This is a genomic window from Streptomyces sp. 3211.6, from assembly GCF_003634815.1.
Lineage (GTDB): Bacteria > Actinomycetota > Actinomycetes > Streptomycetales > Streptomycetaceae > Streptomyces > Streptomyces katrae_A.
This window is the reverse complement of sequence record NZ_RBXC01000001.1, coordinates 2,694,402-2,720,670: the sequence shown is the minus strand read 5'-3', so window position 1 is coordinate 2,720,670 and position 26,269 is coordinate 2,694,402. Positions and strand designations below refer to the sequence as shown.

Below are 26,269 nucleotides of genomic sequence, written 5' to 3'. Positions count from 1 at the left end.
GGGGTTCAGGATGCCAGGGAGGGGGAGGTGGCGCCGGGAAGCTCTCCGCGGCGGCGTACGAGGGCCAGCTCCACCAGGTTGAGGCCGGTCACCACCGCGGTCAGCAGCGCGAGCGCCGCCAGCGAGGGCAGCAGCAGGGCCGCGGGCAGCAGGAGCAGGACGGCCGCGGCGGCCGTCAGCCGGGTCACCGACCAGGAACGGAACAGGTGCCAGCGGGTGTATCCGAAGGTGGCGAGGAAGAGGGCGCAGCCCCCGTAGAGGAGGGCGGCGACACCGAGCGGGAGCCGGGCCCCGGGGTGGGCGACGGCCTCGGCCATGCCGACGGCGACCGCGATGACCGAGGCGATCAGGGAGAGGTGCCCGTACGAGAGGACCTGCCGGGCCACGTCGGCCCGTACGGCGGCGGTCTCCAGGCCGTGCCGGACGGCGTCGGCGGCGAGGTGGAAGTACACCCACCACAGGCCGCAGACCAGGGCGAAGGCCACGGCGACGGCGGCCAGGGCGCCGGTGTCGAGCTCGGGGGCGGAGGCCACCGGGGCGCCGACGGCCACGATGGACTCGCCCAGTGCGATCATCACGAACAGGCCGAACCGCTCGGCGAGATGGCCCGAGTCGAAGGCCAGCCGGACCATGTGGGGGCGGGTCAGCCGGGGCGCGGCCAGGTCCACGGCGGCGGCCAGCGCCCACAGCCCGGTCCGGGCCGTTCCGTCGAGGAAGGAGCCGGCCAGCAGCAGCGGGCCGCTGACCAGCACGGACAGGGTCACCGGGGTGAGCCGCAGGCGGCGGCTGCGGCCGTGCGCGAGGGTGGCGAGCACCAGGCGGGCGCCGAAGTAGGCGCCGGCCAGGAGCGGTCCGCGGTCCCCGAAGGCGTCGGGCAGGGCCAGGGCCATCAGCAGGCCGCACAGTCCGGCGGCGAAGAGGCCGAGCCGCTCGCCGGGCCGGTCGGCGTCGTGGGTGTTGGCGTGGACGGTGTTGCCCACCCACACCCAGTAGACGGGTACGAACACGATCAGGGCCCGGCCGGTGCCGGCCCATCCGTGGTCGTGGTGGAGCAGTGCCGAGACCTGTGTCACGGCGAAGACCAGCACCAGGTCGAAGAACAGCTCCGACCACGTGACCTTCTTCTCCCGCTCTTGCGGCTCCATGTCGTGTCCCCCCGGTCGAAGTCCGGGGGAAAGGATGCCCGTTGGCGGTCGAGTGCTACGCGCCGGGGCCCCTCAGCAGGGTCAGGAAGGAGCGGAACGCGGCGGGCATGTCCACCGATTCCGGGGCCAGCAGCCACTGGTACTGGAGGCCGTCCATGACCGCCGTCAGCAGTGGAGCGGCCTGTTCCGGGGTGAGGCCGGAGGGCAGGAGCTCGCCGAACTCGGCCCGCAGCAGGTCGGCCATCTCCCCGCGGACCTGCGCGTAGCGCTCGGTGAAGAAGGTGCGGGCGGGGTGGCCGTCGGTGACGCTCTCGCCGAGCAGGGCCGAGAAGGTCTGCACGATGCCCGGGCGCATGGCGTTGTACTCGACCAGCGAGGCCAGCAGGTCCAGGCGCCAGGCGCCGGCCGAGGCGCGGGTGCCGCCGCCGGTGTCCCAGCGGTCGCGTTCCTCCAGGACCGCGACGAGCAGGGCCTCCTTGGTCGGGAAGTAGTGCAGCAGGCCCTGCTGGGTCAGGCCCACGCGTTCGGCGACGGAGCCCAGGGAGGCGCCCCGGTAGCCGCGCTCCGCGATCACCTCGACCGCCGCGCGGACGATCTCGCCGCGGCGCTCCTCGCTCTTCGCCCTGACCATCGCCCGCCACACCCCTTCCGATCGGACCTGCCCGGCAGTCGTACGACCGTACGCCATCGATACGTCACGAAAAGATTACAAGACCTACCGGGTTACAGGGAATGGGTCCACCATGGGCCCACCGCACCGCACCCACACAGCGAGGAGGCACGGCCGTGACCGCTGCCGATCAGGTCCCCGACGAGCGCGCGAGCGAGCAGCTGCGCGAAGACGCCGTCGAGGCCGCCCTGGACAAGCTGGACCTCGACGCCAAGGCCCGGCTCCTGGCCGGCCAGGACATGTGGTCCCTGCCCGCCCTCCCGGAGATCGGGCTGGGCTCCCTGGTCATGTCCGACGGGCCCATCGGCGTCCGCGGCGTGCGCTGGACCGCCGACGACCCCTCGATCGCCCTGCCCTCCCCGACGGCCCTCGCCGCCTCCTGGGACCCGGCCCTGGCCCGCCGGGCCGGCCGGCTGCTGGCCCAGGAGGCCCGCCGCAAGGGTGTCCACGTCCTCCTCGCACCCACCGTCAACCTGCACCGCTCCCCGCTCGGCGGCCGCCACTTCGAGTGCTACTCCGAGGACCCGTACCTGACCGGGGCCATCGGCACCGGCTACGTCCAGGGGGTCCAGGACGGCGGCATCGGCACCACCGTCAAGCACTTCGCGGGCAACGACGCCGAGACCGAGCGCTTCACCGTCGACTGCGCCATCGCCCCGCGCCCGCTGCGCGAGCTCTACCTGGCGCCCTTCGAGGCGATCGTCCGCGGCGCCCGTCCCTGGGGCGTCATGACCGCCTACAACCGGGTCAACGGGATCACCATGACCGAGCACGCGCAGCTGGTGAACGGGATCCTGCGCGGCGAATGGGGCTTCGACGGCTACAACGTCTCCGACTGGATGGCGGCCCGCTCCACCACCGGCTGCATCGACGGCGGCCTCGACGTGGCCATGCCCGGCCCGACGACCGTCTACGGGCCCGCCCTCGCCGCCGCCGTCCGCGCCGGGGAGGCCGACGGGGCCGCCGTCGACGGGGCCGTGCGCAACGTCCTGCGCCTCGCCGCCCGCGCGGGCCTGCTGGAGGGCGCCCCCGCCGCCGTCACCGAGCTCCCCGCGCCGCTCGACGGGCAGGCCCTGGCCCGCGAGCTGGCCGCCCGCGGGGCCGTCCTCGTCCGCAACGAGGGCGGCGCTCTGCCCCTGGACCGCACCCCGGGCCGCACGGTCGCCCTGATCGGCGCGGCCGCCCGCGACGCCCGCGTCCTGGGCGGCGGCAGCGCCACCGTCTTCCCCGAACGGGTGGTCTCCCCGCTCGACGGACTCACCGCCGCCCTGCCCGAGGGGGCCCTGACCTACGCCGTCGGCGCCGACCCGAGCGAGGAACCCGCCCCCGCCGGGCAGGGGTTCGAGCTCCGTGCCGTCTGCCGCGACGCCTCCGGGGCGGTCCTCGGCGAGGGCGGGCTGCCGTCCGGGCAGGTCCAGTGGATCGGCGAGGACCTGCCCGAGGGGGTCTCGTACGAGACGATGGCCTCCATCGAGGTCACCGGGACGTTCGTCCCGCGCGAGAGCGGCGAGCACGTCTTCGGCACCCGCGGGCTCGGCGCCTTCCGCCTGGCCGTCGGCGGGCGGACCCTGTGGGAGGGCGTCCAGGAGATGGGCGCGGAGGCCGACCCCTTCGAGGCGTTCTTCGGCGCCCCCAGCGAGCGCGCCCGGGCCGTCCTGACCGCCGGGGAGCCCGTCGAGGTCTCGCTGGCCTACCAGGTCCCCGACATGGGCGCGATGCCGCTCAGGGCCGTCATGTTCTCCCTGCTGCACCGCGGCCCGCGCCGCGACGCCGACGAGCTGATCGCCGAGGCCGTACGCGCCGCCCGCGCCGCCGACACCGCCGTCGTGGTCGTCGCCACCACCGAGCGGGTGGAGTCCGAGGGCTTCGACCGCGGCGACCTCGCCCTGCCGGGCCGCCAGGACGACCTCGTGCGGGCCGTCGCCGCCGCCAACCCCCACACCGTGGTCGTCGTCAACGCCGGCTCCCCCGTGGAGCTGCCCTGGCGCGAGGACGTCGCCGCCGTCCTGCTGAGCTGGTTCCCCGGGCAGGAGGGCGGGGCCGCGCTGGCCGACGTGCTCCTCGGGGACGCCGAGCCCGGCGGCCGCCTGCCCACCACCTGGCCCGCCACCCTCGCCGACGCGCCCGTCACCGAGGTGGTCCCGCAGGAGGGGCGCCTGGAGTACCGCGAGGGGCTGTTCATCGGCTACCGGGCCTACGAGGCGCACGGCGTGACCCCCGCCTACCCCTTCGGGCACGGGCTCGGCTACACCGACTGGGCCTACGAGTCCCTGGAGGCCACCGCCGAGTCCGTCCGGGTCCGCCTCACCAACACCGGCACCCGGCCCGGCCGCGAGGTCGTCCAGGTCTACCTCGCCCCCGCCTGCGACCCCGTGGAGCGCCCGGCGAGCTGGCTGGCCGGCTTCGCCTCCGTCTCCGCCGCGCCCGGGGAGAGCGTCGAGGTGGAGATCGAGCTGCCCGCCCGGACCTTCGAGATCTGGGACGAGGAGGCGAACGGCTGGCGCCGGATCGGCGGCGCCTACGAGGTCCGCGCGAGCCGTTCGCACGCCGACACCCGGCTGACGGCCACCCTCGACCTGTAGCCGCGGCGCATCCGCGACCCGCCGGGGCGGGGGATTGGCCGGAAATCACCCCCGCCGCGGCGTAAGCACCGGGCCGGGTGCGGCCCCTGACCCCCCGCCACCACCGGGCGGCGCCCCCGGCCCCCCGGCCCCTTCCCGTACCCGCGCCGTCAACGCGGCGGCTCGGCCGCCGTCACCTGCCGGTGGGCCAGTTCCGCGAGCCGCGCCTGCCCGTCCCGGCCGGGGTGGAACCAGTCCCAGTGGCTCAGCTGCTCCGCCCCGAACGGGTACTGGAAGACGGCCCCGCCGTCGTAGCGGCACAGGGCGTCCTGCGCGCAGACCTGGCGCAGCACCTCGTTGTACTCGACCACGCGCGCCCGTACCTTCTCCCGCCGGGCCGTCGCCCCGGCGTCGGCGGCCAGGGGCTCGGCCAGCATCGACTGGCAGATCCCCAGCTTCCAGATCTGCCGGACCATCGGGCTGTCCTTGCCCTGCTCCCACAGCCGTTGGAGGTCGGGCACGGAGGACACGTACACCTGCGAGTCCGGCGAGGCCGCCCGCAGCCCCTTCAACGCCTGTTCGAATTGGGCCCGGAAGTCCGCCACCGAGGTCATCGACGAAGCCGTGGGCCGGCAGGCGTCGTTCGAGCCGACCATCACCGTGACCAGGCCCGGCTTGTGCTCCGCCGCCTCGGCCAGCTGCCCGGGCAGGTCCGCCATGCGCGAGCCCGTCACCGCGTAGTTCCAGCTGCGCGCGGGCACCTCCGCCCCGCCCAGCAGCCGGGCGGCCAGGGAGTTGACGGCGGGGTCGCTGCCGGTGGCCCAGGAGACCTCCGGGCAGTCGGCCAGTACCGAACAGGCGTCGAACCCGCGGGTGATGGAGTCCCCGACGGCGGCCACGGACGTCGGCGCCGGGTTCCAGCGCGGCCTGGCCTGCGCCCCGCGCTCGCCCGCCTTCGCCGCCGGCCCGCCGTCGTCACACCCCGTCACCATCGTGGCCAGTACGGCCGCCGCCACGCCCGCGCCGGTGACGGTCCGGCGAACGCGGCGCCGCGCGGCGGTGGTGCGCATCGGGTGGTCCCTCCCTCGTCGCCCCGCGTCCTTCCGAGGGCGTCCTGCTGAGTGAATGCTCTGTGTTTACGGGCTTCGGAGCGACCGTACGTCACACCATGACCCCTGGCGCACGGTAGCTTTTTCCCGTGGCGTTTCGGCCGCAGGTGCCGCTACGCAATGTCCAATATTTTCCGTTACATTACATCACGTCACATACTGTCCGTTTTATGGAGTTTATTCCCGACCTCGTCCCACACTGGAGGTCCCGGTGACGACACGTGGAGTTCTGTACGTGCATTCCGCACCGCGCGCGCTCTGCCCGCATGTGGAATGGGCTGTTGCGGGCGTGCTCGGGGTGCGGGTGAACCTCGACTGGATCCGGCAGCCCGCCTCCCCCGGCACCTGGAGAGCCGAGTTCTCCTGGCAGGCCGAGGCGGGAACCGCCTCGAAGCTCGCCTCCGCCCTGCGCGGCTGGCACCTGCTCCGCTTCGAGGTGACCGCCGAGCCCTGCCCGACCGCCGAGGGCGAGCGTTACAGCTCCACCCCGGACCTCGGCATCTTCCACGCCGTCACCGGCATGCACGGCGACATCCTGATCCCCGAGGACCGGCTGCGCGCCGCCCTCGCCCGCTCCGCGCGCGGCGAGACCGACCTGGAGGCCGAGATCGCCAAGCTGCTCGGCAAGCCCTGGGACGACGAACTGGAGCCCTTCCGCTACGCCGGCGAGGGGGCCCCGGTCCGCTGGCTCCACCAGGTGGTCTGAGGACGCGAACGAGGAAGGCCCCCTCCCGGCACTGCTGCCGGGAGGGGGCCTTCCTCGTGGTACGGGTCCCTACCCTCAGACCGTGCGGAACGCCAGGGAGACGTTGTGGCCGCCGAAACCGAAGGAGTTGTTGATCGCGGCGATCGGACCGTCGACGGGCAGCTTGCGGGCCTCGCCGCGCACGATGTCCGCGTCGGCCTCGTCGTCCAGGTCGTCGATGTTGATCGTCGGCGGGGCGATCCGGTGGTACAGCGCCAGCACGGTCGCGACGGTCTCGATACCGCCCGCGCCGCCCAGCAGGTGACCGGTCATCGACTTGGTCGCGGAGATCGCGACGTGGTCGAGGTCGTCGCCCAGGACCTTGCGCAGCGCCTTCAGCTCGGCCGTGTCACCCTGCGGGGTGGACGTGGCGTGCGCATTGACGTGGACCAGCTCGGACGGGTCGAGCTCGGTGTTGTCGAGCAGGTTGCGCAGGGCGGCCGCGACACCGCGGCCCGTCGGCTCCGGCTGCGCGATGTGGTGGCTGTCCGCGGACAGACCCTGCCCCAGCACCTCGCAGTAGACCCGGGCGCCGCGCTTGGCGGCGTGCTCGGCGGACTCCAGGACCACGACGCCGGCGCCCTCGCCGAGGACGAAGCCGTCGCGGGCCTTGTCGTAGGGGCGGGAGGCCGTGGTCGGGCTCTCGTTGTTCTTGGACATCGCCATCATGTTGGCGAACGCCGCGATCGGCAGCGGGTGGATCGCCGCCTCGGTGCCGCCGGCGACGACCACGTCGGCACGGCCGGTACGGATCATCTCGACGGCGTAGCCGATGGCCTCCGCGCCCGAGGCGCACGCGCTGACGGGGGTGTGCACACCGGCGCGGGCGTTGACTTCCAGGCCGACGTTGGCCGAGGGGCCGTTCGGCATGAGCATGGGGACGGTGTGCGGGGAGACCCGGCGCACACCCTTTTCCTTCAGTACGTCGTACTGGTCGAGCAGGGTGGTGACACCGCCGATACCGGAGGCGATCACGGTGCCCAGACGCTCGGGGACGATCGTCTCGTCCTCGCCCGCCGGAGCGGTGTAACCCGCGTCGGCCCAGGCCTCACGGGCGGCGATGAGGGCGAACTGCGCCGAGCGGTCGAGCTTGCGGGCCAGCGGGCGCGGGAGTACCTCGCTCGGGTCCACGGCGGCCTGGGCTGCGATACGGACCGGCAGTTCGGCGAAGCGCTCGCCCTCCAGGGGCGAGACGCCGGACCGGCCGGCGAGCAGACCTTCCCAGGTCGAAGCGCTGTCGCCACCCAGCGGAGTGGTTGCGCCGATACCGGTGACGACCACGGTGCGATTGGTCGGGCTCACAGGAATTCTTTCTCCACGTCTCAGGGGGTGCTGAATTGTCACGGCGCCACCGCCGGGTGGCGACAAACGCTCGTCAGGCTCAGGCCTGGTGCTTCAGGATGTAGTCAGCGGCGTCGCCGACCGTCTTGAGGTTCTTGACGTCCTCGTCCGGGATCTTGACGTCGAAGCGCTCTTCGGCGGCGACGACGACCTCGACCATGGACAGCGAGTCGACGTCCAGGTCGTCGGTGAAGGACTTGCCGATCTCGACGTCCTCGACCGGGATGCCCGCGATCTCGTTGACGATCTCCGCGAGACCCTCGACGATTTCTTCCTGCGTGGCGGCCATGTGGCGCTCCTTCTGTAGCTAGCTAGCTGGTGGTTCAGGTCCGGGAAGTGATCCGGGCCCTAGGGGAGGGTAACGACCGTCGCGGCGTAGACGAGCCCCGCCCCGAAGCCGATGACGAGCGCGGTGTCGCCGCTCTTCGCCGCTCCGGTCGCCAGGAGCCGCTCCATGGCGAGCGGGATCGAGGCGGCCGACGTGTTGCCGGTGGTTTCCACGTCACGGGCGACCGTGACGTGCTCCGGCAGCTTGAGAGTCTTCACCATCGAGTCGATGATCCGCATGTTGGCCTGGTGCGGAATGAAGACGTCCAGGTCATCCGGGGTGATCCCGGCGGCGTCGAGCGCCTGCTGGGCCACCTTGGCCATCTCGAAGACGGCCCAGCGGAAGACCGCCTGACCCTCCTGGGTGATGGCCGGGAACTTCTGGGCGGTGTCCGTGCTGCGGAACTCGTCCCACGGCACGGTCTGCTTGATGGTCTCGGACTTGTCGCCCTCCGAACCCCACACCGTGGGGCCGATGGCCGGCTCGTCCGAGGGGCCGACGACCACGGCGCCGGCGCCGTCGCCGAACAGGAAGGCCGTCGCCCGGTCCTCCAGGTCCGTCAGGTCCGACAGCCGCTCGACCCCGATGACCAGGACGTACTCGGCGGAACCTTCCACCACCATGCCCTTGGCGAGGGTCAGGCCGTAGCCGAAACCGGCACAGCCCGCGGAGATGTCGAAGGCGGCGGGCTTGCCCGCGCCGATCCGGTGCGCGATCTCGGTCGCGACGGCCGGGGTCTGCTTGAAGTGCGAGACCGTCGAGACGATCACCGCGCCGATCTGCTCGGGGGAGACCCCGGCGTCGGCGAGCGCCTTGCCGGAGGCCTCCACCGACATCGCGGCGACGGTCTCCTGGGGCGAGGCCCAGTGCCGGGTCGCGATGCCGGAGCGGGAGCGGATCCACTCGTCCGAGGAGTCGATCTTCTCGAGGATGACCTCGTTGGGCACCACCCGGGTCGGGCGGTAGCCGCCGACGCCGAGGATGCGGGCGTACGGGGAGCCCTTGGCCGGCTTGATCTTGGACATGCTGTGTGGGCTCCTACTCTCAGGCCGTCAGCTCGGCGATGAGCTGCGCGGCCTTGTCGAGGTCGTCCGGCGTCTTCAGCGCCACGTTCGGCACGCCCTTGAGCGCGCGCTTGGCCAGACCCGTCAGGGTGCCGCCGGGGCTCAGCTCGACGATCCCGGTGACGCCCAGCTTGGAGAAGGTCCCCATGCACAGGTCCCAGCGCACCGGGTTCGCGACCTGGCCGACCAGGCGGGCGACGACGTCGGCGCCCGACTCGACCACGAGTCCGTCCTTGTTGGACACGTACTTCAGCGCCGGGTCGGCCGGGGCGAGGGCCTGGGCGGTCTCCGCCAGCGTGGCGACGGCGGGCGCCATGTGGTGCGTGTGGAAGGCCCCCGCGACCTTGAGGGCGACGACCTTCATCGAGCCCTCGGGCTTGTCGGCGACCAGGGCCGCGATCTGCTCCGCGGTGCCGGCGGCCACGATCTGGCCCGCACCGTTGATGTTGGCCGGGGTCAGGCCCAGGTTCTGCAGGTGCGCGACGACCACGTCCTGGTCACCGCCCAGGACCGCGGCCATGCCCGTCTCGGTGACGGCGGCGGCCTCGGCCATGGCCAGCCCGCGGGTGCGGACGAACGACAGCGCGTCGCCCTCGTCCAGCACACCGGCGAACGCGGCCGCGGTGATCTCACCGACGCTGTGGCCGGCGACGGCACCGAAGGCCGAGGCGTCCAGCGCGGAAGCGGACAGCAGGCCGGCCGCGACCAGCAGGGGCTGGGCCACCGCCGTGTCGCGGATCTCGTCCTCGTCGGCCTTGGTGCCGTAGTGGACGAGGTCCAGCCCGATGGCGTCCGACCACCCCGCGACGCGTTCGGCGGCGCCGGGGAGTTCGAGCCAGGGAGTCAGGAAGCCGGGCGTCTGAGCGCCTTGGCCGGGAGCGACGAGTACGAGCACCCTCACACTCTCTCTTGTGGGTGGTCTCCGCCGCCCGTGGGGACAGGGACGAAGAACCGTCGGGGTAATTGTTGATGTCCAACAAAAGTTTAGGGCTGCTGATCTCCGTCGGCCAGACGCCCGAGGATCAGGGCGATCCGCAGCGTGAACGCCGAACGGACATCGGAGGGTGACCAGCCGGTGACGTCGGTCACACGTCGGAGCCGGTAGCGCACCGTGTTGGGGTGCACGAACAGCATCCGCGCGGCCCCCTCCAGGCTGCTCGCCTGCTCCAGGTAGACGCTCAGCGTCTCCAGCAGCGCCGAGCCCGCTTCTTCCAGCGGTCTGTAGATCTCCTCCACCAGCTGCTCCCTGGCCGAGGGATCCGAGGCGATCGCGCGCTCGGGCAGGAGATCGTCCGCCAGCACCGGACGCGGAGCGTCCTGCCAGGCCGTGCAGGCCTTCAGCCCCGCGGCCGCCGCCTGCGCCGACTTCGTCGCGTTCAGCAGGTCCGGGACCACCGGCCCCGCCACCACCGGACCGGCCGCGAACGGCCCGATCAGGGACTTCGCCACCTGGAGCGGGTTGTCGCTGCCCCCCGCGATCACCACCAGCCGGTCGCCCAGCACCCCCGTGAGCACCTGGAGCTTGTGGTGGCGGGCCGCACGGCGGATCGCCTCCACCGTCAGCTCGCTGTCCCCCTCCGGAGCGGTGCCCAGGACCACGCACACGTGCTCCGGGGAGTTCCAGCCCAGCGCCGCGGCCCGCGACAGCGCGCCCTCGTCCGCCTCGCCCGACAGCACCGCGTTGACGACGAGGGATTCCAGCCGGGCGTCCCACGCCCCGCGCGCCTCGGCGGCCTGCGCGTACACCTGGGCCGTCGCGAACGCGATCTCCCGGGCGTACACCAGCAGCGCCTCGCGCAGGATCGACTCGTCGCCGGGGGCCGCCACCTCGTCGATCGCGGCCTCCATGACCTCGATCGTCGTACGGACCATCTCCACGGTCTGGCGCAGGGTGATCGCCCGGGTCAGCTCCCGCGGGGCCGTGCCGAAGACGTCGGTGGAGATGGCCTGCGGGGTCTCGGGGTGCCGGAACCACTCGGTGAACGCGGCGATGCCGGCCTGGGCCACCAGGCCGATCCAGGACCGGTTCTCCGGAGGCATCGCCCGGTACCACGGCAGGGACTCGTCCATGCGCGCGATGGCGTTGGCGGCGAGCCGGCCGGAGGACTTCTCCAGCCGGCGCAGCGTTGCCGCGTGCGGATGGGCCGGATGCGCGGGCCGGGTCTCGGGGGAATGCTCACGTTCGGGTTGGGGCACGGGACAAGACTGCCTTATCGACGGCCCGGCGCGGACCCGGGTCCCGGGCCCGGGCCCCGGGGAGGCGGCTACGGTGGCTCCCATGATCGATGTACGCCGCGCCGCCGACCGGTACGCGGGAGGGGATCCGGACACCGGGATCACCACCCGGCACGCCTTCTCCTTCGGGTCCTTCTACGACCCGGACAACATCCGCTTCGGCCCGGTGCTCGCCTGCAACGAGGAGCTGCTGGCCCCCGGCTCCGGCTTCGACGAGCACCCGCACAGCCACACCGAGATCGTGACCTGGGTGGTGGAGGGCGAGCTCACCCACCGCGACAGCACCACCGGCCACACCGCCGCCGTGCGGCCCGGGGACGTCCAGCGGCTGGGCTCCGGCTCCGGGGCCCGGCACGTGGAGCGCAACGACGGCGAACGGCCGCTGCGGTTCGTGCAGATGTGGCTCGCGCCGCTGGCCGCCGGCGGCGAGCCCTCGTACGAGGTCGTGCGCCACCTCGCGGACGGCACCCCGTACGAGGTCCCGGCAGCCGGGGCGGTGCTGCACGTGCGGCGGCCGGCCGCGGGCGAGCGGCTGCCCGTGCCGGACGCGGAGCGGGTCTACCTGCACGTGGTGCACGGGGACCTGCGGCTCGACGGGGCGGAGCTGGGGCCCGGGGACTCGGCGCGGATCACCGGCGAGAAGGGCCTGGAGGTCACGGCCGGCTCCCCGGGCGAGCTGCTGATCTGGGAACTCCCCGCCTAGTGCTGTGACCGGAGCTCCGCGAGGACCGCGTCGGTGAAGGGGGTCCACGCCTCCACGGCCCAGGGGCCGAAGGCGCGGTCCGTCAGCGCGACGCAGGCGGCGCGGACGTCGGGGTCCACCCACAGGAAGGTGCCGGACTGGCCGAAGTGCCCGAAGGTGCGCGGGGAGGAGGTGAGCCCCGTCCAGTGCGGGGACTTGCCGTCGCGGATCTCCAGGCCGAGCCCCCAGTCGTTGGGCGACTGGTGCCCGTAGCCCGGCAGGACGCCCTTGAGCCCGGGGTGGACCACCGCGGTGGCGTCGGCGACCGTGCGCACGTCCAGGAGCCGGGGCGCCTGGAGTTCGGCGGCGAAGCGCACCAGGTCGGAGACGGTGGAGACGCCGTCCTTGGCGGGGGAGCCCTCCAGGGACGAGGAGTCCATGCCCAGCGGCTCGAAGACGGCCTCGCGCAGGTAGTCGGCGAAGGGGATCCCGGTGGCCTTCGCGAGGTGGTCGCCGAGCACCTCGAAGCCGGCGTTGGAGTACAGCCGGCGCTGTCCGGGCGGGGCCGTCGCGCGGTGCTCGTCGAAGGCCAGGCCGCTGGTGTGGGCGAGGAGGTGACGGACCGTCGAGCCCTCGGGGCCGGCGGGCTCGTCCAGCTCGACCGCCCCCTCCTCGTACGCGACGAGGACCGCGTACGCGGCGAGCGGCTTGGTGACCGAGGCCAGCGGGAAACGCCGGTCCACCGGACCGTGGGAGCCGGCCAGGCTCCCGTCGGCGCGCACGACGGCCGCCGCGGCGGTCGGCACCGGCCAGTTCTCGACGGCCCGCAGGCTCTCCAGGCGGTTGACGCCCTCCATGCTCTCCATGCGCCCGAGCCTACTGGGCGCACTTGCCTGGAGTGCACTCAAGGGTTTTAGCGTAGCGGTCATGAACCTGACGGAGACCCGGTACACGATCAGCGAGGTCGAGGCCCGGACCGGTCTGACCCAGCACACGCTGCGCTGGTACGAGCGGATCGGCCTGATGCCGCACGTGGACCGCTCCCATTCGGGGCAGCGGCGGTTCAGCGACAAGGACCTCCAGTGGCTGGCCTTCGTGGGCAAGCTGCGGGCCACCGGGATGTCGGTGGCGGACATGGTCCGGTACGCCGAACTCGTCCGCGAGGGGGACCACACGGTCGACGAGCGCCGGGCGCTCCTGGAGCGGACGCGCAGGGAGGTGCTGGCGCGGGTCGCGGAGCTGACGGACGCGCTGGACGTCCTGGACTTCAAGATCGCACTGTACGCGGGAACGGGGAAGGCACAGTCATGACGGAGCAGACCACCATCGCACGCACCGAGCTGGGCAAGGGCGGCCCGGTCGTCGGGATCCAGGGCCTCGGCTGCATGGGCATGAGCGAGTTCTACGGGGACACCGACGAGACGGCGGCCCGCGAGACCCTGGACGCGGCGCTGGCCGCCGGGGTCACCCTCTTCGACACGGCGGACGTCTACGGGCGGGGCGCGAACGAGGAGTTCCTGGCACCCTTCGTGGCCGCCCACCGGGACGAGATCACCCTGGCCACGAAGTTCGCCATCGAGCGGAGCGACGACCCGGCCTACCGGGGCGTGCGCAACGACCGCGCGTACGTCCGGCAGTCCGTCGAGGGCAGCCTGCGGCGGCTCGGCGTGGACGTCATCGACCTCTACTACATGCACCGGCGGGACCCGGCCGTGCCCTTCGCCGAATCGGTGGGCGCGATGGCCGAGCTGGTGCAGGAGGGCAAGGTGCGCCACCTGGGGCTCAGCGAGGTCACGGGCCCCGAGCTGCGCGAGGCGTACGCGGTGCACCCGATCGCGGCCCTGCAGTCGGAGTGGTCGCTGTTCAGCCGGGACGTGGAGCGCAGCGCGGTCGGGGCGGCGGCGGAACTGGGGGTGGCCTTCGTGCCGTACTCGCCCCTGGGCCGCGGGTTCCTGACGGGGGCCTTCGCGGACGCGGCGGCCGAGCTGCCGGCCGGTGACTTCCGGCGCAGCCAGCCGCGTTTCACGGGGGAGAACGCGCGGGCCAACGCGGCCCTGCTGGCTCCCATCCGGGAGGTCGCCGCCGCGCACGGGGTCACGGCGGCGCAGGTGGCGCTGGCGTGGGTGCAGCAGCGGGCGGCGGTGCACGGGCTGGCGGTCGTGCCGATCCCGGGGACCCGCAAGCCGGAGCGGCTCGCGGAGAACACGGCCGCGACCCGGCTCACGCTGACGGCGGCGGACCTGGCCCTCCTGGAGCCCCTCGCGGCCCGGGTGGCGGGCGCCCGCTACCCGGACATGACCTTCACGTCGGCGGCCCGCGAAGCCTGACCCGGGCGGGGGGCCGCTGCGCGGGTCCGGGGCGGCTACGCCCCGGCGGTGAAGCGGGCGCGGAGGGTTTCGTACTCCGCGTCCGTCAGCAGCCCCGTGCTGTGCAGCTCGCTCAGGTGCCGTAGCCGTTCCCCCGACACCCGGGCCCGGGGCACCGACCCCACCGGGGTCCGCTCCCGCAGCGCGGCGAGCACCGCCGCCGCGAACGGCAGCGACTCGTGCACCGCTCCGTAGCCCACGCCGAACACCGCCGCCGCGAGGTCGTGGTCGGGCGTGGCTGCGGGGCCCTCGGCGGGGTCCCGCGGCAGCAGCCGCAGGTACCCGCCTCCCGGGCGGTCGGGGGAGACCCACTCCACTCCGGCCAGCGCGGCCAGCGCGAACCTCTGGTCCCCGGCCCGCCACTTCGCGCTGCTGGCGCCCGTCCGAGACCAGTGGAAGGTCAGGGCCGAGCCGTCGAACGCCACCCGTGCGTCATACGCCTTGAGCGTGAGCGGCGGCTGCGGAACCGCGACGAGGAACCGTTCCGCCGGCGCCGCCCCGCCGCCGTCCACACCGTGCACGCCGTCCACACCGTGCACCCCGTCCGGGCCCAGCCGCTCGCGCAGCGCCTGCGCGAAGGCCGCGGCCTGGTCCGCCCGGTCGGCGGGCACCACCAGCCGGTACGGGTCGCAGGACTCCTTCAGCTGCCCGGCGGCAGCCTCCATCAGCGGATCGGCCCCGGGCCGCGGCACGGCGCGCAGCACCACGGCCTCCCGGCGCCCGACTCCGGCCGCGACGGTACCCACCGTCACCCCGGACAGCGCTTCGAGGGGGATCCGGCGCTCGCCCAGCGCGTGCCAGAGTCTTGGAGTCCGTATCCCCCGTGCGAAGCGGATGAGCACCGAGTCCGAGTCGGCGTCGAACTCCCAGACGGCATGATTTCCGGCCAGTACGTCACCCATGCGGCACATGGTAAAGGGACGCGCCCCCGCGCGTCCCCCTCGTCATCCGGCCCGATTTTTCGACTTGCTACGGGTTCGCGGAGCGTCAGTCACCGTCCGTGCCGGAAATTCCGCCCCGGCAGTCGGTGCTGCCGTTCGCGCACGCGACGGAACCGAAACCGCCGGTTCCGATCTTGGCGAAGTTCTCCAGCGAGGCGGTGCCTGGCTCGAAATAGCCGGTGTGGCTGTGGGCCCCGTCGGCCGACAGCAGCCGGGCGCCGAACCCGGGCGACACCGGGTCCGCCCCGTGGCCGACGCCGCCGACCTCCAGGTGCGGCACGTCGGCGATCCAGTCGCCCTCGGCGCGCGTGGCCCACACCCGCGCGGAGGTGTCCAGCTCCGCGGCGCTGCCGACGCGCATGCCGGGGCTGCCCGCCACCACCACGTCGGTCACCCGCTGCGGCAGGGCGTGGGCGGCGACCCCGCACACCACCGAGCCGTAGCTGTGGCAGAACAGGGCCACGCTCGCGTCCCCGGGCAGGGCCGCGGCGAGGGACTGCAGCCGTGCGGCGCCCTGCACCGCGAGCCGGCCGGTCGCGGCGTCCACGCCGACCCCGGCGGGGGCGACGTAGCCGGCCCAGGCGATGACGGCCGTACGGGCCGCGGGCGCGGCCGCGCGCTCGGCCTCGTACAGGGACTGCGCCATGCCGGCGGGGGCGGTCAGCCGGCGCTGGCTGCGCTCGAAGGTGAGGGCGTCGGTGTCCACCCCGGGGACGATCACCGAGACCCGGCGGGCCGTGTCGAGGTCGCCGTAGACCTCGGCGACGAGGCCGTCGCCGGAGGGGTCGAAGAGGAGGATCTGCCGGCCGTCCTCGGCAAGGGACTCGAAGCGGTGCGCCCGGCGTATGGCGCCCGCCCGGTCGGCCGGGGTGAGGGCGACGTCCTTGCCCCGGGCCTCCTCCAGCCGCGCGGCCTGGGTGAGCGCGTTGTGGTTGGCCCGGTAGCGGGTCGCGGCGGGGACCCCGTCGAGGCTGCCGACCACGAGCGGGTAGCCGTCGGCGAGGCGGGTCCGCTGGGCGGCGTCGAGGCCGGCGAAGAAGCGGGCGACCGTCCGCACGGGGGCGTCGGCGGCCGGCACCGGCCGGCCTTCGACCCGCGCGGTGGCCCAGGCGGCGAGCGCGGCGGTCCGCACCGGAACCGCCGTGTCCGGGCGGTGCACGGCGGTCCAGCCGGTGGTCGCCAGCATGAGGAAGACGACGCCGAGCGCGAGCAGCATGCGCAGGACGGCCGGGCGCACGGGGGCGTCGGCGACGGGGTGGGCGGGGCGGCCGGGCAGGTTCACTGGAGCCAGACTAGGAGACCTCTGGAGCCAGTGGTGTCAGGGGTGACCGGACTCACGGCCGACCGGGGTACCCCGCGCCCCGCGCGGTCACGCTCCGTTGCGAGAGGGGCCGTTGGGGTCGCCGGAGGGGTGGCCGGAACCCGTCGGCGGAAGCTCCGGACCGCCCTCCGGTGCCGGGGCTCGGCGGCGCCCCGCCGCTGCCGCTCAGGCCCCGTCGGCGGCCGCCGGGCGGCGCCAGTCCTCGGCCAGGGCGGGGCCGATCTGGCCGAGGTAGGTCTCCGTCATCTGCCGGATCGCGGTCACGCTGACGTCCTCGCCCTGCCCCCAGAGCCGCCCGGTGACCCGCATCACCCCGCAGAACGCGGCGACGGCGATCCGCGGCCGCGGGTCGGCGTCGAGGTCGAGCCCCTCGCGTTCGGCGATCAGCCGGGCGATCCGCTCCTCCAGCTCGGTGGAGCGCCGCAGGTGGACGGCGAGCAGGGCCGGGGTGGACTCGATCAGCCGGTAGGCCTGCATGTACAGGTCGACGGGGACCACCTCGGAGAGGGCTTCGTCGAGGGTGTCCCATGCGGCGAGCACCGCGCGCCGCATGGCCTCCAGCGGCGGCTCGCCGGCCGGGCGGGCGGCCAGCGCGGCGACGAAGTGCGACTCGACCAGGTCCTGGACGGCGAAGGCGACCTCCTCCTTGTTCGCGAAATAGCGGAAGAAGGTGCGCTGGGAGACCTCGACCGTCTCGGTGATCTCGTCGACGGTGGTGTGCTCGTAGCCCTGCGAGATGAACAGGAGCAGCGCGGCGCGCAGCAGCGCGTCCCGGGTGCGCCGCTTCTTGCGCTCGCGCAGTCCGGCCGCCCGGGCGGGCCGCTCGTCGGTCATCACCGCGGGGTCCTCTCTGCTGCTGCATCTGACGCTGAGTGAGCGGTCAGGGTACCTGTGACGGAGCTGACAGCTACTGCCGCGTTAAGCCGTTTGTGAACTGTCAGTCGCTGTCACTAACCTGCTGGGCATGACTGGTCAGATCACCGTCGCCAAGGAATCGAGTCCGTCACCGGTCCGCGCCGGTCTGCGCGGGCACCCGTGGCTCACGCTGTTCGCCGTGGCGATCGGCGTCATGATGGTCACCCTCGACGGCACGATCGTCGCCGTCGCCAACCCCGCGATCCAGAAGGACCTCGGCGCCAGCCTGGCCGAGGTGCAGTGGATCACCAACGGCTACCTGCTGGCCCTCGCGGTCTCCCTGATCACCGCCGGCAAGCTGGGCGACCGCTTCGGACACCGCCAGACCTTCCTCATAGGCATCGCCGGCTTCGGGCTCTCCTCGGCGGTGATCGGCCTGTCCAGCGGGGTCGGGCTCGTCATCGGCTTCCGCGTCGCCCAGGGCCTCTTCGGCGCCCTGCTGATGCCGGCCGCCCTCGGCCTGCTGCGCGCCACCTTCCCCGCCGAGAAGCTCAACATGGCCATCGGCATCTGGGGCATGGTCATCGGCGCCTCGACCGCCGCCGGGCCCATCGTCGGCGGCCTGCTCGTGGAGCACGTCAGCTGGCAGTCCGTCTTCTTCATCAACGTGCCCGTCGGCATCGTCGCGCTCGTCTTCGGGCTGTTCATCCTGCTCGACCACCGCGCCGAGAACGCCCCGCGCTCCTTCGACCTGCCGGGCATCGTGCTGCTGTCGGCCGCGATGTTCTCCCTGATCTGGGCGCTGATCAAGGCCGCCGAGTGGGGCTGGGGCGACCTGCGGACGGTGCTCTTCCTCCTCGCTTCCCTGGTGTGCTTCGTCCTCTTCGCCTTCTGGGAGACCCGGGTCGCCGAGCCGCTGATCCCGCTCGGCATGTTCCGCTCGCCGGCGCTGTCCGCGGGCACGGTGCTGATGGTGCTGATGGCCTTCGCCTTCATGGGCGGGCTGTTCTTCGTCACCTTCTACCTGCAGAACGTGCACGGGATGAGCCCGGTCGACAGCGGCCTGCGCCTGCTGCCGCTCACCGGCATGATGATCATCGGCTCGCCGCTGGCCGGCGCCGCCATCACGAAGGCCGGACCGCGCGTCCCCCTCGTCGCCGGCATGGTCGCCACGGCCGTCGCCTGCTTCGGGATGTCCCGCCTCACCCCGGACACCGGCACGCTCACCATGTCCCTGTGGTTCGCCCTCCTCGGCCTGGGCCTCGCCCCCGTCATGGTCGGCGCCACCGAGGTCATCGTCGGCAACGCCCCGCTGGAGCTGTCCGGCGTGGCCGGCGGCCTCCAGCAGGCCGCCATGCAGGTGGGCGGCAGCCTCGGCACGGCCGTCCTCGGAGCGGTCATGGCGGCCGAGGTCAGTGACACGTTCGGGGACAACTGGCAGCGGGCGAGCCTGCCCCCGCTCACCCCCGAGCAGCTGGAACTCGCCGAGAAGGGCGTCCAGGTCGGCATCGCCCCCGTTCCGCCCGGGGCTCCCGAGCCGGTCGCCCAGGCCATCTCCTCCGTGGCCCACGAGACCTTCGTGTCCGGTATGAGCACGGCCTTCAGCTGCGCCGCAGTGGTCGCGGTCCTCGCCGCGGTCGTCGCCTGCTTCACCAAGCGCGGCGAGAACGCCGAGGCCGGAGCAGGTGCGGCCCACATCTGAGCCGCACCGCCCGCCGTTACGGCCGCGTCAACAGCGCGCCCGCCACAGCCCCGCCGCAGCCCCGCGGCGGGGCTGTCGCCTATCAGGGTGGACCCGCCCGCAGCCCCTTCCGCTCGCACGTCGTCGCAGGTCAGCGTGGTGTCACGGAGCCTTCGGAAACCGTCCGGGGCCCGTACGTCCACAAGGAGTTGACCCCGTCATGCGTACGTGGAGCACCGCACGCGTCACCACCCTCGCCGCCGCCCTCCTGGCCGCCTGCGCCCTCGTCCCGTCCACCGCCACCGGAGCGCACGCCGCCTCCCCGCCCTGCGCCACGGGAGAGCTGTGCCTGTGGGCGAAACCCGACTTCAAGGGCACCAAGCAGACCTACGACCTCAGCACCCTCGACATCAACAGCTGCACCGCCCTGCCGCCCAAGGCCGGCTTCCAGTCGCTGGTCAACCGCACCGGGCGCCCGGTGACCACGTACCAGTCGGCCGAGTGCGCGGAGACCGGCGAGTTCCAGACCTACCCGGGCGACGGGATCTGGCTGCCCCAGTCCCCCTACCAGGTCAGGGCGTTCAAGGTGTGGGAGCGGTAGGCCCCGCCTGACCGGCGGCCGGCTCGGGGCCCTGGGCGGCCTGGGCGGGCATCGCGCACCGGGATCCGTGGCCCAGCCGCGCGACCTCGGCCCGCAGCGCCCGCACCTCCTCCTGGAGCTCCCGGACGGCCGCCAGCTGCAGCCGCTCCACCTGGTCGTCGCGCTCGAAACGGGCGATGAACCAGGCGGCGATGTTGGCGGTCACCACACCGAGCAGGGCGATCCCCGACAGCATCAGCCCCACCGCCAGGACCCGGCCCAGCCCGGTGGTGGGGGAGTGGTCCCCGTACCCGACGGTGGTCATGGTGGTGAAGGACCACCACACCGCGTCGCCCAGGTTCTTGATGTTCCCGTTGGGCGCGTCCCGTTCCACGCTCAGCACCGCGAGGGAACCGAACATCAGCAGCCCCACCACGGCGCCCGCCACGTACGTGGTGAGCCGGATCTGCGGGGCCATCCGCGCCCGCCGCCCCACCAGCATCAGGGTCGCCACCAGCCGCAGCAGCCGCAGCGGCTGCACCAGCGGCAGCACCACCGCGGCCAGGTCCAGCCAGTGCGTCCGTACGAAGACCATCCGGTTCCCCGACAGCCCCAGCCGCACCACGTAGTCCACCGCGAACGCCGCCCACACCGCCCACTCCGCATGGGTGCAGGCCCGGTGCACCCCCTCTCCGGCGTCCGGCGCGACGATCGGCACGGCGTAGGCGACGGCGAAGGCCACGGCGAGCACCAGCAGGGGGACCTGAGTACGGCGCTCCCACCGCGCCTGGCGGGAGGTTTCCTTCATACGGATCATCGTAGGTAAAGCGGACGGGGGCGCTGGGACAGGTGTCCCAGCGCCCCCTCGGAAGAGTGACCCCTCCGGCGGCTCCCGCCGCGGCTACGCGTCCCCGCCCGCCGCGCCCGGGTCGGCGGCCGCGACGTCCAGCAGCTGGTACCGGTCGATGGCCTGCTTCAGCGCCGAACGGTCGATCTTCCCCTCACGGGCCAGCTCCGTCAGCGTCGCCAGGACCACCGACTGCGCGTCGATGTGGAAGAAGCGCCGCGCCGCGCCGCGCGTGTCGGCGAAGCCGAAACCGTCCGCGCCCAGCGAGGTGTACGTGCCCGGCACCCAGCGCGAGATCTGGTCCGGCACCGCGCGCATCCAGTCCGAGACCGCCACGAACGGACCCTCCGCACCCGACAGCTTCCGGGTCACGTACGGGACGCGCTGCTCCTCCTCCGGGTGGAGCAGGTTGTGTTCCTCCACCGCGACGGCCTCGCGGCGCAGCTCGTTCCAGGAGGTCGCCGACCAGACGTCCGCCCGGACGTTCCACTCCTCGGCGAGGATCCGCTGCGCCTCCAGCGCCCACGGCACCGCCACGCCCGAGGCCATCAGCTGCGCCCCGACGGCGCCCGAGGTGCCCTGCGAGATGCGGTGGATGCCCTTGAGGATGCCCTCGACGTCCACGTCGGCCGGCTCGGCCGGGTGCTGGATCGGCTCGTTGTAGACCGTCAGGTAGTAGAAGACGTCCTCGCCGGGCTCGTTCGTCTCGGTCGGGCCGTACATGCGGCGCAGGCCGTCCTTGACGATGTGCGCGATCTCGTAGCCGTAGGCCGGGTCGTACGCCACGCACGCCGGGTTGGTCGACGCGAGCAGCTGGGAGTGGCCGTCGGCGTGCTGGAGGCCCTCACCCGTCAGGGTGGTCCGGCCGGCGGTCGCGCCCAGGACGAAACCGCGCGCCAGCTGGTCGGCCATCTGCCAGAACTGGTCACCCGTGCGCTGGAAACCGAACATCGAGTAGAAGACGTAGACCGGGATCAGCGGCTCCCCGTGCGTCGCGTACGCCGAGCCGGCGGCGATCAGCGAGGCCGTGCAGCCGGCCTCCGAGATGCCGTCGTGCAGCATCTGGCCGGTCGGGGACTCCTTGTACGCCAGGAGCAGGTCGCGGTCGACCGCCTCGTACTGCTGCCCCAGCGGGTTGTAGATCTTGGCGCTCGGGAAGAAGGCGTCCATGCCGAAGGTGCGGTACTCGTCGGGCGCGATCAGCACGAAGCGCTTGCCGATCTCCTTGTCCCGCATCAGGTCCTTCAGGATGCGGACGAAGGCCATCGTGGTCGCGATCGACTGGTGGCCCGAGCCCTTCTTGGCCGCCGCGTAGGCCTTGTCGTCCGGCAGCGCCAGGGGCTTGGCGCGCACCACGCGGGTGGGCACGTAGCCGCCGTGGGCGCTGCGCTGGTCGTGCATGTACTGGATCTCGGGCGAGTTGCGGCCCGGGTGGTAGTACGGCGGGGCGCCGTTCTCCAGCTGCGCGTCGGTGATCGGGATGTGCAGGCGGTCGCGGAAGCGCTTGAGGTCGTCGACCGTCAGCTTCTTCATCTGGTGCGTCGCGTTGCGGCCCTCGAAGTTCGGGCCGAGGGTCCAGCCCTTGACCGTCTGCGCGAGGATCACCGTCGGCTGGCCCTTGTGGGCCTTGGCCGCCGCGTAGGCCGCGTAGACCTTCTTGTGGTCGTGGCCGCCGCGGCCCAGGTGCTGGATCTGCCGGTCGGTCATGTTCTCGACCATCGCGCGCAGCCGCTGGTCCCCCCCGAAGAAGTGCTCGCGGATGTACGCGCCCGACTCGGTGGCGTAGGTCTGGAACTGCCCGTCCGGGGTGGAGTTCATCTTGTTGACCAGGATGCCGTCGCGGTCCTGGGCCAGCAGCGGGTCCCAGGAGCGGTCCCAGATCAGCTTGATGACGTTCCAGCCGGCGCCGCGGAAGATCGACTCCAGCTCCTGGATGATCTTGCCGTTGCCGCGCACCGGGCCGTCGAGGCGCTGGAGGTTGCAGTTGACCACGAAGGTCAGGTTGTCCAGGCCCTCGCGGGCCGCGATCGAGAGCTGGCCGAGCGACTCCGGCTCGTCCATCTCGCCGTCGCCGAGGTACGCCCAAACGTGGGACTTGGAGGTGTCGGCGATCCCGCGCGCCTCCATGTACCGGTTCATCCGGGCCTGGTAGATCGCACCGAGCGGGCCGAGGCCCATCGAGACGGTCGGGAACTCCCAGAAGTCGGGCATCAGCCGCGGGTGCGGGTAGCTCGACAGGCCGTACGGGGCCTTCGACTTCTCCTGGCGGAACGCGTCGAGCTGCTGCTCGGTGAGCCGGTCCAGGAGGTAGGCGCGGGCGTAGATGCCGGGGGAGGCGTGGCCCTGGAAGAAGATCTGGTCGCCGCCGTCGCCCTCGTCCTTGCCCCGGAAGAAGTGGTTGAAGCCCACGTCGTAGAGGGAGGCGGAGGAGGCGAAGGTCGCGATGTGGCCGCCGACGCCGATGCCGGGGCGCTGGGCGCGCGAGACCATGACGGCCGCGTTCCAGCGGGTGGCGTTGAGGACCTTGCGCTCGATCTCCTCGTTGCCGGGGAAGAAGGGCTCGTCCTTGGTGGCGATGGTGTTGACGTAGTCCGTGGAGCGCATCTCGGGGACGGCCACGCGCTTCTCGCGGGCCCGCTCGATCAGTCGCAGCATCAGGTAGCGGGCGCGCTCACGGCCCCGCTCGTCGACGGCGGCGTCCAGGGAGTCGAGCCACTCCTTGGTCTCCTCCGGATCGAAGTCCGGGACCTGGCTCGGCAGGCCGCCAATGATGATCGGATTGCGATCGGATGCGGAAGCCACGCTGTTCCTTCGCTGTCAGGGGAGTCGTGCCTTGGGTCGCCGCCTCCCATGGTCTTACGCCCAGCCGGAATCTTCACCTCTACCACTGGGTAACACCTGGAGCGGGGAAGGAGCGCCGGGCGGGCCGTACCGGTCCAGGACGCGGCGGGGCCAAATCGCAACCTTACGCCCAGGGCGATCACCGGGTTCGTAAGGCCGTTCGTCCCTCAAACAGGTAGGAAGTCCTCATGCGATGCCGAATGAGCTGGAATGGTGTGGGATGAATCACCGGTGGCCCACCCCGGAAGCCTGAAAGTTGCGGCGAGACGGCCGCAATCGTCACCGTTTCGACGGTCTCGGCGGCCGGGTACTTGCGCGATCCGCCGCGCCCGTGTGGACTACGCCCAATGCTGCGCGTACGCGCGCCGCCGAAAGACATTCACCGAACATGAGCAGGAGGCACCCCGTGAGCGCGACCGCGGACCACGCGGAGAGCCTGGCCGCCCGGCTGGGTTTCCAGTCCGAACAGGTGGTCCAGGAGATCGGCTACGACGAGGACGTCGATCAGGAATTCCGCAACACCGTCGAGGCCCTCGTCAGTGAGCTCGCCGACGAGGACTACGACGACGTCGCCGACGCGGTGCTGCTGTGGTTCCGCGACGAGGACGGCGACCTGACGGACGCCCTGGTCGATGCGACCGAGCTGGTCGAGGACGGCGCACTGATCCTGCTGCTGACCCCCAAGACGGGCCGTGACGGCTACGTGGAGGCCAGCGACATCAGCGAGGCCGCCGAGACGGCCGGCCTCTCGCTGGCCAAGGGCCTGCCCGTCGGCAAGGAGTGGACCTCCACCAAGCTGGTGACGCCGAAGGCCGCCAAGTCCAAGCGCTGAGCCGCTCCCCGCAGCCAAGTGGGACGCACACCCCGCCGGCCCGGATCACCCGGGGCCGGCGGGGTGTGCGCGTTCCGGGCCCGGCCCCCGGCCCCGCCGGGGCCGGCCGGCCGATCCCGCCGCGCGCGCCACGGCCCCGCCGGCGGCCCGATCCGCGGGACCGGCCTTAGGGTGGGTCTCACCCGAACGGCCCCGTGCGGGACCGCAGGAACGAAGGGATGCGAGAGATGGCGATCGAGGTCGGAACCAAGGCCCCGGACTTCGAGCTCAAGGACAACCACGGCGCCACCGTGCGGCTGTCCGACTTCCGGGGGGAGAAGGCCGTCGTGCTGCTCTTCTACCCGTTCGCCTTCACCGGCGTGTGCACCGGCGAGCTCTGCGAGCTGCGCGACCAGCTGCCCCGCTTCCAGAACGACGACGTCCAGCTGCTGGCCGTCTCGAACGACTCCGTGCCGACCCTGCGCGTCTTCGCCGACCAGGAGGGCCTGGAGTACCCGCTGCTGTCCGACTTCTGGCCGCACGGCGAGACCTCCCGCGCCTACGGCGTCTTCGACGAGGAGAAGGGCTGCGCGGTCCGCGGCACCTTCGTCATCGACAAGGACGGAGTCGTGCGCTGGAGCGTCGTCAACGGGCTGCCCGACGCGCGTGACCTGAACGAGTACATCAAGGCCCTCGACAGCCTCTGAGGACCCCCGGACGGGTTCGTGGTGAAAACCCGCCTGCGGGCGGGAACCCGTCACTAGGATCGAAACGTTGATCCGGTAGCAACGCACGCGGGGCACCGCCCCTCACTCATACCAATGGAGGACTCGTGGGAGTCAGCCTCAGCAAGGGCGGCAACGTCTCGCTGACCAAGGCCGCGCCCAACCTGACGGCGGTCATCGTCGGTCTGGGCTGGGACGCCCGCACCACCACCGGTGTCGACTTCGACCTCGACGCCAGCGCGATCCTGACCAACGACCAGGGCAAGGTCGCCACCGACTCGAACTTCGTGTTCTTCAACAACCTGAAGAGCCCGGACGGTTCGGTCGAGCACACCGGTGACAACCTGACCGGCGAGGGCGAGGGCGACGACGAGGCGATCAAGGTCAACCTCGCAGGCGTCCCGGCCGATGTGGCCAAGATCGTCTTCCCGGTCTCCATCTACGAGGCCGAGAGCCGCCAGCAGAGCTTCGGCCAGGTCCGCAACGCGTACATCCGCGTGGTGAACCAGGCCGACAACAGCGAGCTCGCCCGCTACGACCTCTCCGAGGACGCCTCCACCGAGACCGCCATGGTCTTCGGCGAGCTGTACCGCAACGGCGCGGAGTGGAAGTTCCGTGCCATCGGCCAGGGCTACGCCTCGGGTCTGCGCGGCATCGCGCAGGACTTCGGCGTCAACGTCTGAGCCGTCCGAGCCGCCCGGGCCGCCGTCCGAGCCCGGGAAAGTCAGTCCGTCCGGCGCCGTGCACCTCTGTGTACGGCGCCGGACCGGCTTTGCCACCATGGAGGCGGGTGGCGGGGCCACCATCACCACGTCGTTCGGGGAGGACCACATCATGGGCGTCACACTCGCCAAGGGGGGCAACGTCTCCCTCTCCAAGCAGGCACCGAACCTCACCCGGGTTCTGATCGGGCTCGGATGGGACGCGCGCTCCACCACGGGGGCCGACTTCGACCTCGACGCCAGCGCGCTGCTCTGCCGTGACGGCCGGGTGCTCGGCGACCAGTACTTCGTCTTCTACAACAACCTCAAGAGCCCCGAGGGCTCCGTCGAACACACCGGCGACAACCTCACCGGCGAGGGTGAGGGCGACGACGAGTCGATCATCGTGGACCTCACCAAGGTCCCGGCCCAGGTCGACAAGATCGTCTTCCCGGTCTCCATCCACGAGGCGGACAGTCGCCGGCAGAGCTTCGGCCAGGTCAGCAACGCCTTCATCCGTGTGGTGAACATGGCGGACGACCAGGAACTGGCCCGCTACGACCTGACCGAGGACGCCTCCAGCGAAACGGCGATGATCTTCGGTGAGGTCTACCGCTACGGGGGCGAATGGAAGTTCCGGGCGGTGGGACAGGGGTACGCGTCGGGGCTGCGGGGCATCGCTCTAGACTTCGGGGTCAACGTTTCGTAAAGCCGTACAAG

General features: G+C 72.4%; 25 protein-coding genes. 11 read left to right on the top strand and 14 right to left on the bottom strand.

The features are described 5' to 3' along the window. Positions 1-5: 5 nt before the first annotated feature. Complete coding sequence (locus tag BX286_RS12605; protein ID WP_121014986.1) at positions 6-1,145, bottom strand: low temperature requirement protein A; 1,140 nt, start codon at positions 1,143-1,145, stop codon at positions 6-8. A gap of 55 nt (positions 1,146-1,200) precedes the next feature. Continuing rightward, positions 1,201-1,776: a TetR/AcrR family transcriptional regulator gene (locus BX286_RS12600; protein WP_121014985.1), complete on the bottom strand. Its 576-nt coding sequence runs from the start codon at positions 1,774-1,776 to the stop codon at positions 1,201-1,203. 101 nt (positions 1,777-1,877) lie between these two features. Between BX286_RS12600 and BX286_RS12595 the strand changes: the two genes are divergently transcribed. After that, a complete protein-coding gene (locus BX286_RS12595) occupies positions 1,878-4,397 on the top strand; it encodes a beta-glucosidase (protein WP_121014984.1) in 2,520 nt (839 codons plus the stop codon). Between the two features lie 149 nt (positions 4,398-4,546). Here BX286_RS12595 and BX286_RS12590 read toward each other — a convergent pair whose 3' ends face one another. Then, a complete protein-coding gene (locus BX286_RS12590; RefSeq protein WP_079426633.1) occupies positions 4,547-5,446 on the bottom strand; it encodes an SGNH/GDSL hydrolase family protein in 900 nt (299 codons plus the stop codon). Between the two features lie 250 nt (positions 5,447-5,696). Between BX286_RS12590 and BX286_RS12585 the strand changes: the two genes are divergently transcribed. Beyond that, entirely contained in the window at positions 5,697-6,191 is a 495-nt protein-coding gene (locus BX286_RS12585; protein WP_079426631.1) for a DUF3145 domain-containing protein, read from the top strand. Between the two features lie 75 nt (positions 6,192-6,266). On the opposite strand, the gene fabF is transcribed toward BX286_RS12585, so the two are convergent. The 5 genes from fabF to BX286_RS12560 form a co-directional block, all read right to left on the bottom strand. Next, the gene (gene fabF, locus BX286_RS12580; RefSeq protein ID WP_079426629.1) at positions 6,267-7,532 is read right to left on the bottom strand and encodes a beta-ketoacyl-ACP synthase II; all 1,266 of its coding nucleotides are present in this window, start codon (positions 7,530-7,532) and stop codon (positions 6,267-6,269) included. A gap of 79 nt (positions 7,533-7,611) precedes the next feature. Next, a complete protein-coding gene (locus BX286_RS12575; RefSeq protein ID WP_030227178.1) occupies positions 7,612-7,860 on the bottom strand; it encodes an acyl carrier protein in 249 nt (82 codons plus the stop codon). A gap of 59 nt (positions 7,861-7,919) precedes the next feature. Further along, positions 7,920-8,924, bottom strand: a complete 1,005-nt coding sequence (locus tag BX286_RS12570) for a ketoacyl-ACP synthase III (protein WP_079426627.1) — start codon at positions 8,922-8,924, stop codon at positions 7,920-7,922. Positions 8,925-8,943: 19 nt separating this feature from the next. After that, positions 8,944-9,858 carry an ACP S-malonyltransferase gene (locus tag BX286_RS12565; RefSeq protein WP_079426625.1) on the bottom strand — a complete coding sequence of 305 codons (915 nt, stop codon included), beginning with the start codon at positions 9,856-9,858 and terminating at the stop codon, positions 8,944-8,946. 89 nt (positions 9,859-9,947) lie between these two features. Further along, positions 9,948-11,159 (bottom strand): CdaR family transcriptional regulator, encoded by a 1,212-nt coding sequence (locus tag BX286_RS12560; protein ID WP_079426624.1) that lies wholly within the window; start codon positions 11,157-11,159, stop codon positions 9,948-9,950. Positions 11,160-11,241: 82 nt separating this feature from the next. Between BX286_RS12560 and BX286_RS12555 the strand changes: the two genes are divergently transcribed. Beyond that, a complete protein-coding gene (locus BX286_RS12555; protein ID WP_079426622.1) occupies positions 11,242-11,901 on the top strand; it encodes a pirin family protein in 660 nt (219 codons plus the stop codon). Here the strand turns inward: BX286_RS12555 and BX286_RS12550 are convergent. Beyond that, complete coding sequence (locus tag BX286_RS12550; RefSeq protein WP_079431703.1) at positions 11,898-12,719, bottom strand: serine hydrolase; 822 nt, start codon at positions 12,717-12,719, stop codon at positions 11,898-11,900. The two genes, BX286_RS12555 and BX286_RS12550, sit on opposite strands and share 4 nt — an antisense overlap. A gap of 88 nt (positions 12,720-12,807) precedes the next feature. Between BX286_RS12550 and BX286_RS12545 the strand changes: the two genes are divergently transcribed. Together BX286_RS12545 and BX286_RS12540 are read left to right on the top strand one after the other, a co-directional pair. Beyond that, on the top strand, positions 12,808-13,191 hold the full coding sequence (locus BX286_RS12545) for a MerR family transcriptional regulator (RefSeq protein WP_079426620.1): 384 nt from the start codon (positions 12,808-12,810) through the stop codon (positions 13,189-13,191). Beyond that, entirely contained in the window at positions 13,188-14,207 is a 1,020-nt protein-coding gene (locus BX286_RS12540; protein WP_079426619.1) for an aldo/keto reductase, read from the top strand. The genes BX286_RS12545 and BX286_RS12540 overlap by 4 nt, the downstream gene beginning before the upstream one ends. 35 nt (positions 14,208-14,242) lie before the next feature. Here BX286_RS12540 and BX286_RS12535 read toward each other — a convergent pair whose 3' ends face one another. The 3 genes from BX286_RS12535 to BX286_RS12525 all read right to left on the bottom strand — a co-directional run bounded on the left by BX286_RS12535 (position 14,243) and on the right by BX286_RS12525 (position 17,342). Then, positions 14,243-15,148 carry a DUF4429 domain-containing protein gene (locus BX286_RS12535; protein WP_079426617.1) on the bottom strand — a complete coding sequence of 302 codons (906 nt, stop codon included), beginning with the start codon at positions 15,146-15,148 and terminating at the stop codon, positions 14,243-14,245. An 85-nt stretch (positions 15,149-15,233) separates the two neighbouring features. Next, positions 15,234-16,403, bottom strand: a complete 1,170-nt coding sequence (locus tag BX286_RS12530) for an alpha/beta hydrolase (RefSeq protein WP_100864255.1) — start codon at positions 16,401-16,403, stop codon at positions 15,234-15,236. A gap of 270 nt (positions 16,404-16,673) precedes the next feature. Continuing rightward, on the bottom strand, positions 16,674-17,342 hold the full coding sequence (locus BX286_RS12525) for a TetR family transcriptional regulator (protein ID WP_079426615.1): 669 nt from the start codon (positions 17,340-17,342) through the stop codon (positions 16,674-16,676). Between the two features lie 142 nt (positions 17,343-17,484). On the opposite strand from BX286_RS12525, the gene BX286_RS12520 reads away from it, so the two are divergent. After that, complete coding sequence (locus BX286_RS12520; protein ID WP_398898886.1) at positions 17,485-19,065, top strand: MFS transporter; 1,581 nt, start codon at positions 17,485-17,487, stop codon at positions 19,063-19,065. Positions 19,066-19,264: 199 nt separating this feature from the next. Beyond that, on the top strand, positions 19,265-19,645 hold the full coding sequence (locus tag BX286_RS12515; protein WP_100863701.1) for a peptidase inhibitor family I36 protein: 381 nt from the start codon (positions 19,265-19,267) through the stop codon (positions 19,643-19,645). On the opposite strand, the gene BX286_RS12510 is transcribed toward BX286_RS12515, so the two are convergent. Beyond that, a complete protein-coding gene (locus tag BX286_RS12510) occupies positions 19,626-20,432 on the bottom strand; it encodes a potassium channel family protein (RefSeq protein ID WP_079426610.1) in 807 nt (268 codons plus the stop codon). The genes BX286_RS12515 and BX286_RS12510 overlap by 20 nt on opposite strands. 93 nt (positions 20,433-20,525) lie before the next feature. Next, a complete protein-coding gene (aceE, locus tag BX286_RS12505) occupies positions 20,526-23,273 on the bottom strand; it encodes a pyruvate dehydrogenase (acetyl-transferring), homodimeric type (RefSeq protein WP_079426608.1) in 2,748 nt (915 codons plus the stop codon). Positions 23,274-23,718: 445 nt separating this feature from the next. Between aceE and BX286_RS12495 the strand changes: the two genes are divergently transcribed. The 4 genes from BX286_RS12495 (at position 23,719) to BX286_RS12480 (ending at position 26,258) form a co-directional block, all read left to right on the top strand. Continuing rightward, positions 23,719-24,144 (top strand): DUF3052 domain-containing protein, encoded by a 426-nt coding sequence (locus tag BX286_RS12495; RefSeq protein ID WP_185117272.1) that lies wholly within the window; start codon positions 23,719-23,721, stop codon positions 24,142-24,144. A gap of 227 nt (positions 24,145-24,371) precedes the next feature. Next, complete coding sequence (locus BX286_RS12490) at positions 24,372-24,830, top strand: peroxiredoxin (RefSeq protein ID WP_045945771.1); 459 nt, start codon at positions 24,372-24,374, stop codon at positions 24,828-24,830. 125 nt (positions 24,831-24,955) lie between these two features. Continuing rightward, complete coding sequence (locus tag BX286_RS12485) at positions 24,956-25,531, top strand: TerD family protein (RefSeq protein WP_042816748.1); 576 nt, start codon at positions 24,956-24,958, stop codon at positions 25,529-25,531. A 151-nt stretch (positions 25,532-25,682) separates the two neighbouring features. Next, on the top strand, positions 25,683-26,258 hold the full coding sequence (locus BX286_RS12480) for a TerD family protein (protein ID WP_079431701.1): 576 nt from the start codon (positions 25,683-25,685) through the stop codon (positions 26,256-26,258). Positions 26,259-26,269 lie beyond the last annotated feature (11 nt).

Coding starts and splice junctions, on each gene's coding strand:
- BX286_RS12605 (WP_121014986.1), bottom strand. CDS start 1,145: ATGGAGCCGCAAGAGCGGGAGAAGAAGGTCACGTGGTCGGAGCTGTTC.
- BX286_RS12600 (WP_121014985.1), bottom strand. CDS start 1,776: ATGGTCAGGGCGAAGAGCGAGGAGCGCCGCGGCGAGATCGTCCGCGCG.
- BX286_RS12595 (WP_121014984.1), top strand. CDS start 1,878: ATGGGTCCACCATGGGCCCACCGCACCGCACCCACACAGCGAGGAGGC.
- BX286_RS12590 (WP_079426633.1), bottom strand. CDS start 5,446: ATGCGCACCACCGCCGCGCGGCGCCGCGTTCGCCGGACCGTCACCGGC.
- BX286_RS12575 (WP_030227178.1), bottom strand. CDS start 7,860: ATGGCCGCCACGCAGGAAGAAATCGTCGAGGGTCTCGCGGAGATCGTC.
- BX286_RS12570 (WP_079426627.1), bottom strand. CDS start 8,924: ATGTCCAAGATCAAGCCGGCCAAGGGCTCCCCGTACGCCCGCATCCTC.
- BX286_RS12555 (WP_079426622.1), top strand. CDS start 11,242: ATGATCGATGTACGCCGCGCCGCCGACCGGTACGCGGGAGGGGATCCG.
- BX286_RS12545 (WP_079426620.1), top strand. CDS start 12,808: ATGAACCTGACGGAGACCCGGTACACGATCAGCGAGGTCGAGGCCCGG.
- BX286_RS12540 (WP_079426619.1), top strand. CDS start 13,188: ATGACGGAGCAGACCACCATCGCACGCACCGAGCTGGGCAAGGGCGGC.
- BX286_RS12535 (WP_079426617.1), bottom strand. CDS start 15,148: ATGGGTGACGTACTGGCCGGAAATCATGCCGTCTGGGAGTTCGACGCC.
- BX286_RS12530 (WP_100864255.1), bottom strand. CDS start 16,403: ATGCTGCTCGCGCTCGGCGTCGTCTTCCTCATGCTGGCGACCACCGGC.
- BX286_RS12525 (WP_079426615.1), bottom strand. CDS start 17,342: ATGACCGACGAGCGGCCCGCCCGGGCGGCCGGACTGCGCGAGCGCAAG.
- BX286_RS12515 (WP_100863701.1), top strand. CDS start 19,265: ATGCGTACGTGGAGCACCGCACGCGTCACCACCCTCGCCGCCGCCCTC.
- BX286_RS12510 (WP_079426610.1), bottom strand. CDS start 20,432: ATGAAGGAAACCTCCCGCCAGGCGCGGTGGGAGCGCCGTACTCAGGTC.
- BX286_RS12490 (WP_045945771.1), top strand. CDS start 24,372: ATGGCGATCGAGGTCGGAACCAAGGCCCCGGACTTCGAGCTCAAGGAC.
- BX286_RS12480 (WP_079431701.1), top strand. CDS start 25,683: ATGGGCGTCACACTCGCCAAGGGGGGCAACGTCTCCCTCTCCAAGCAG.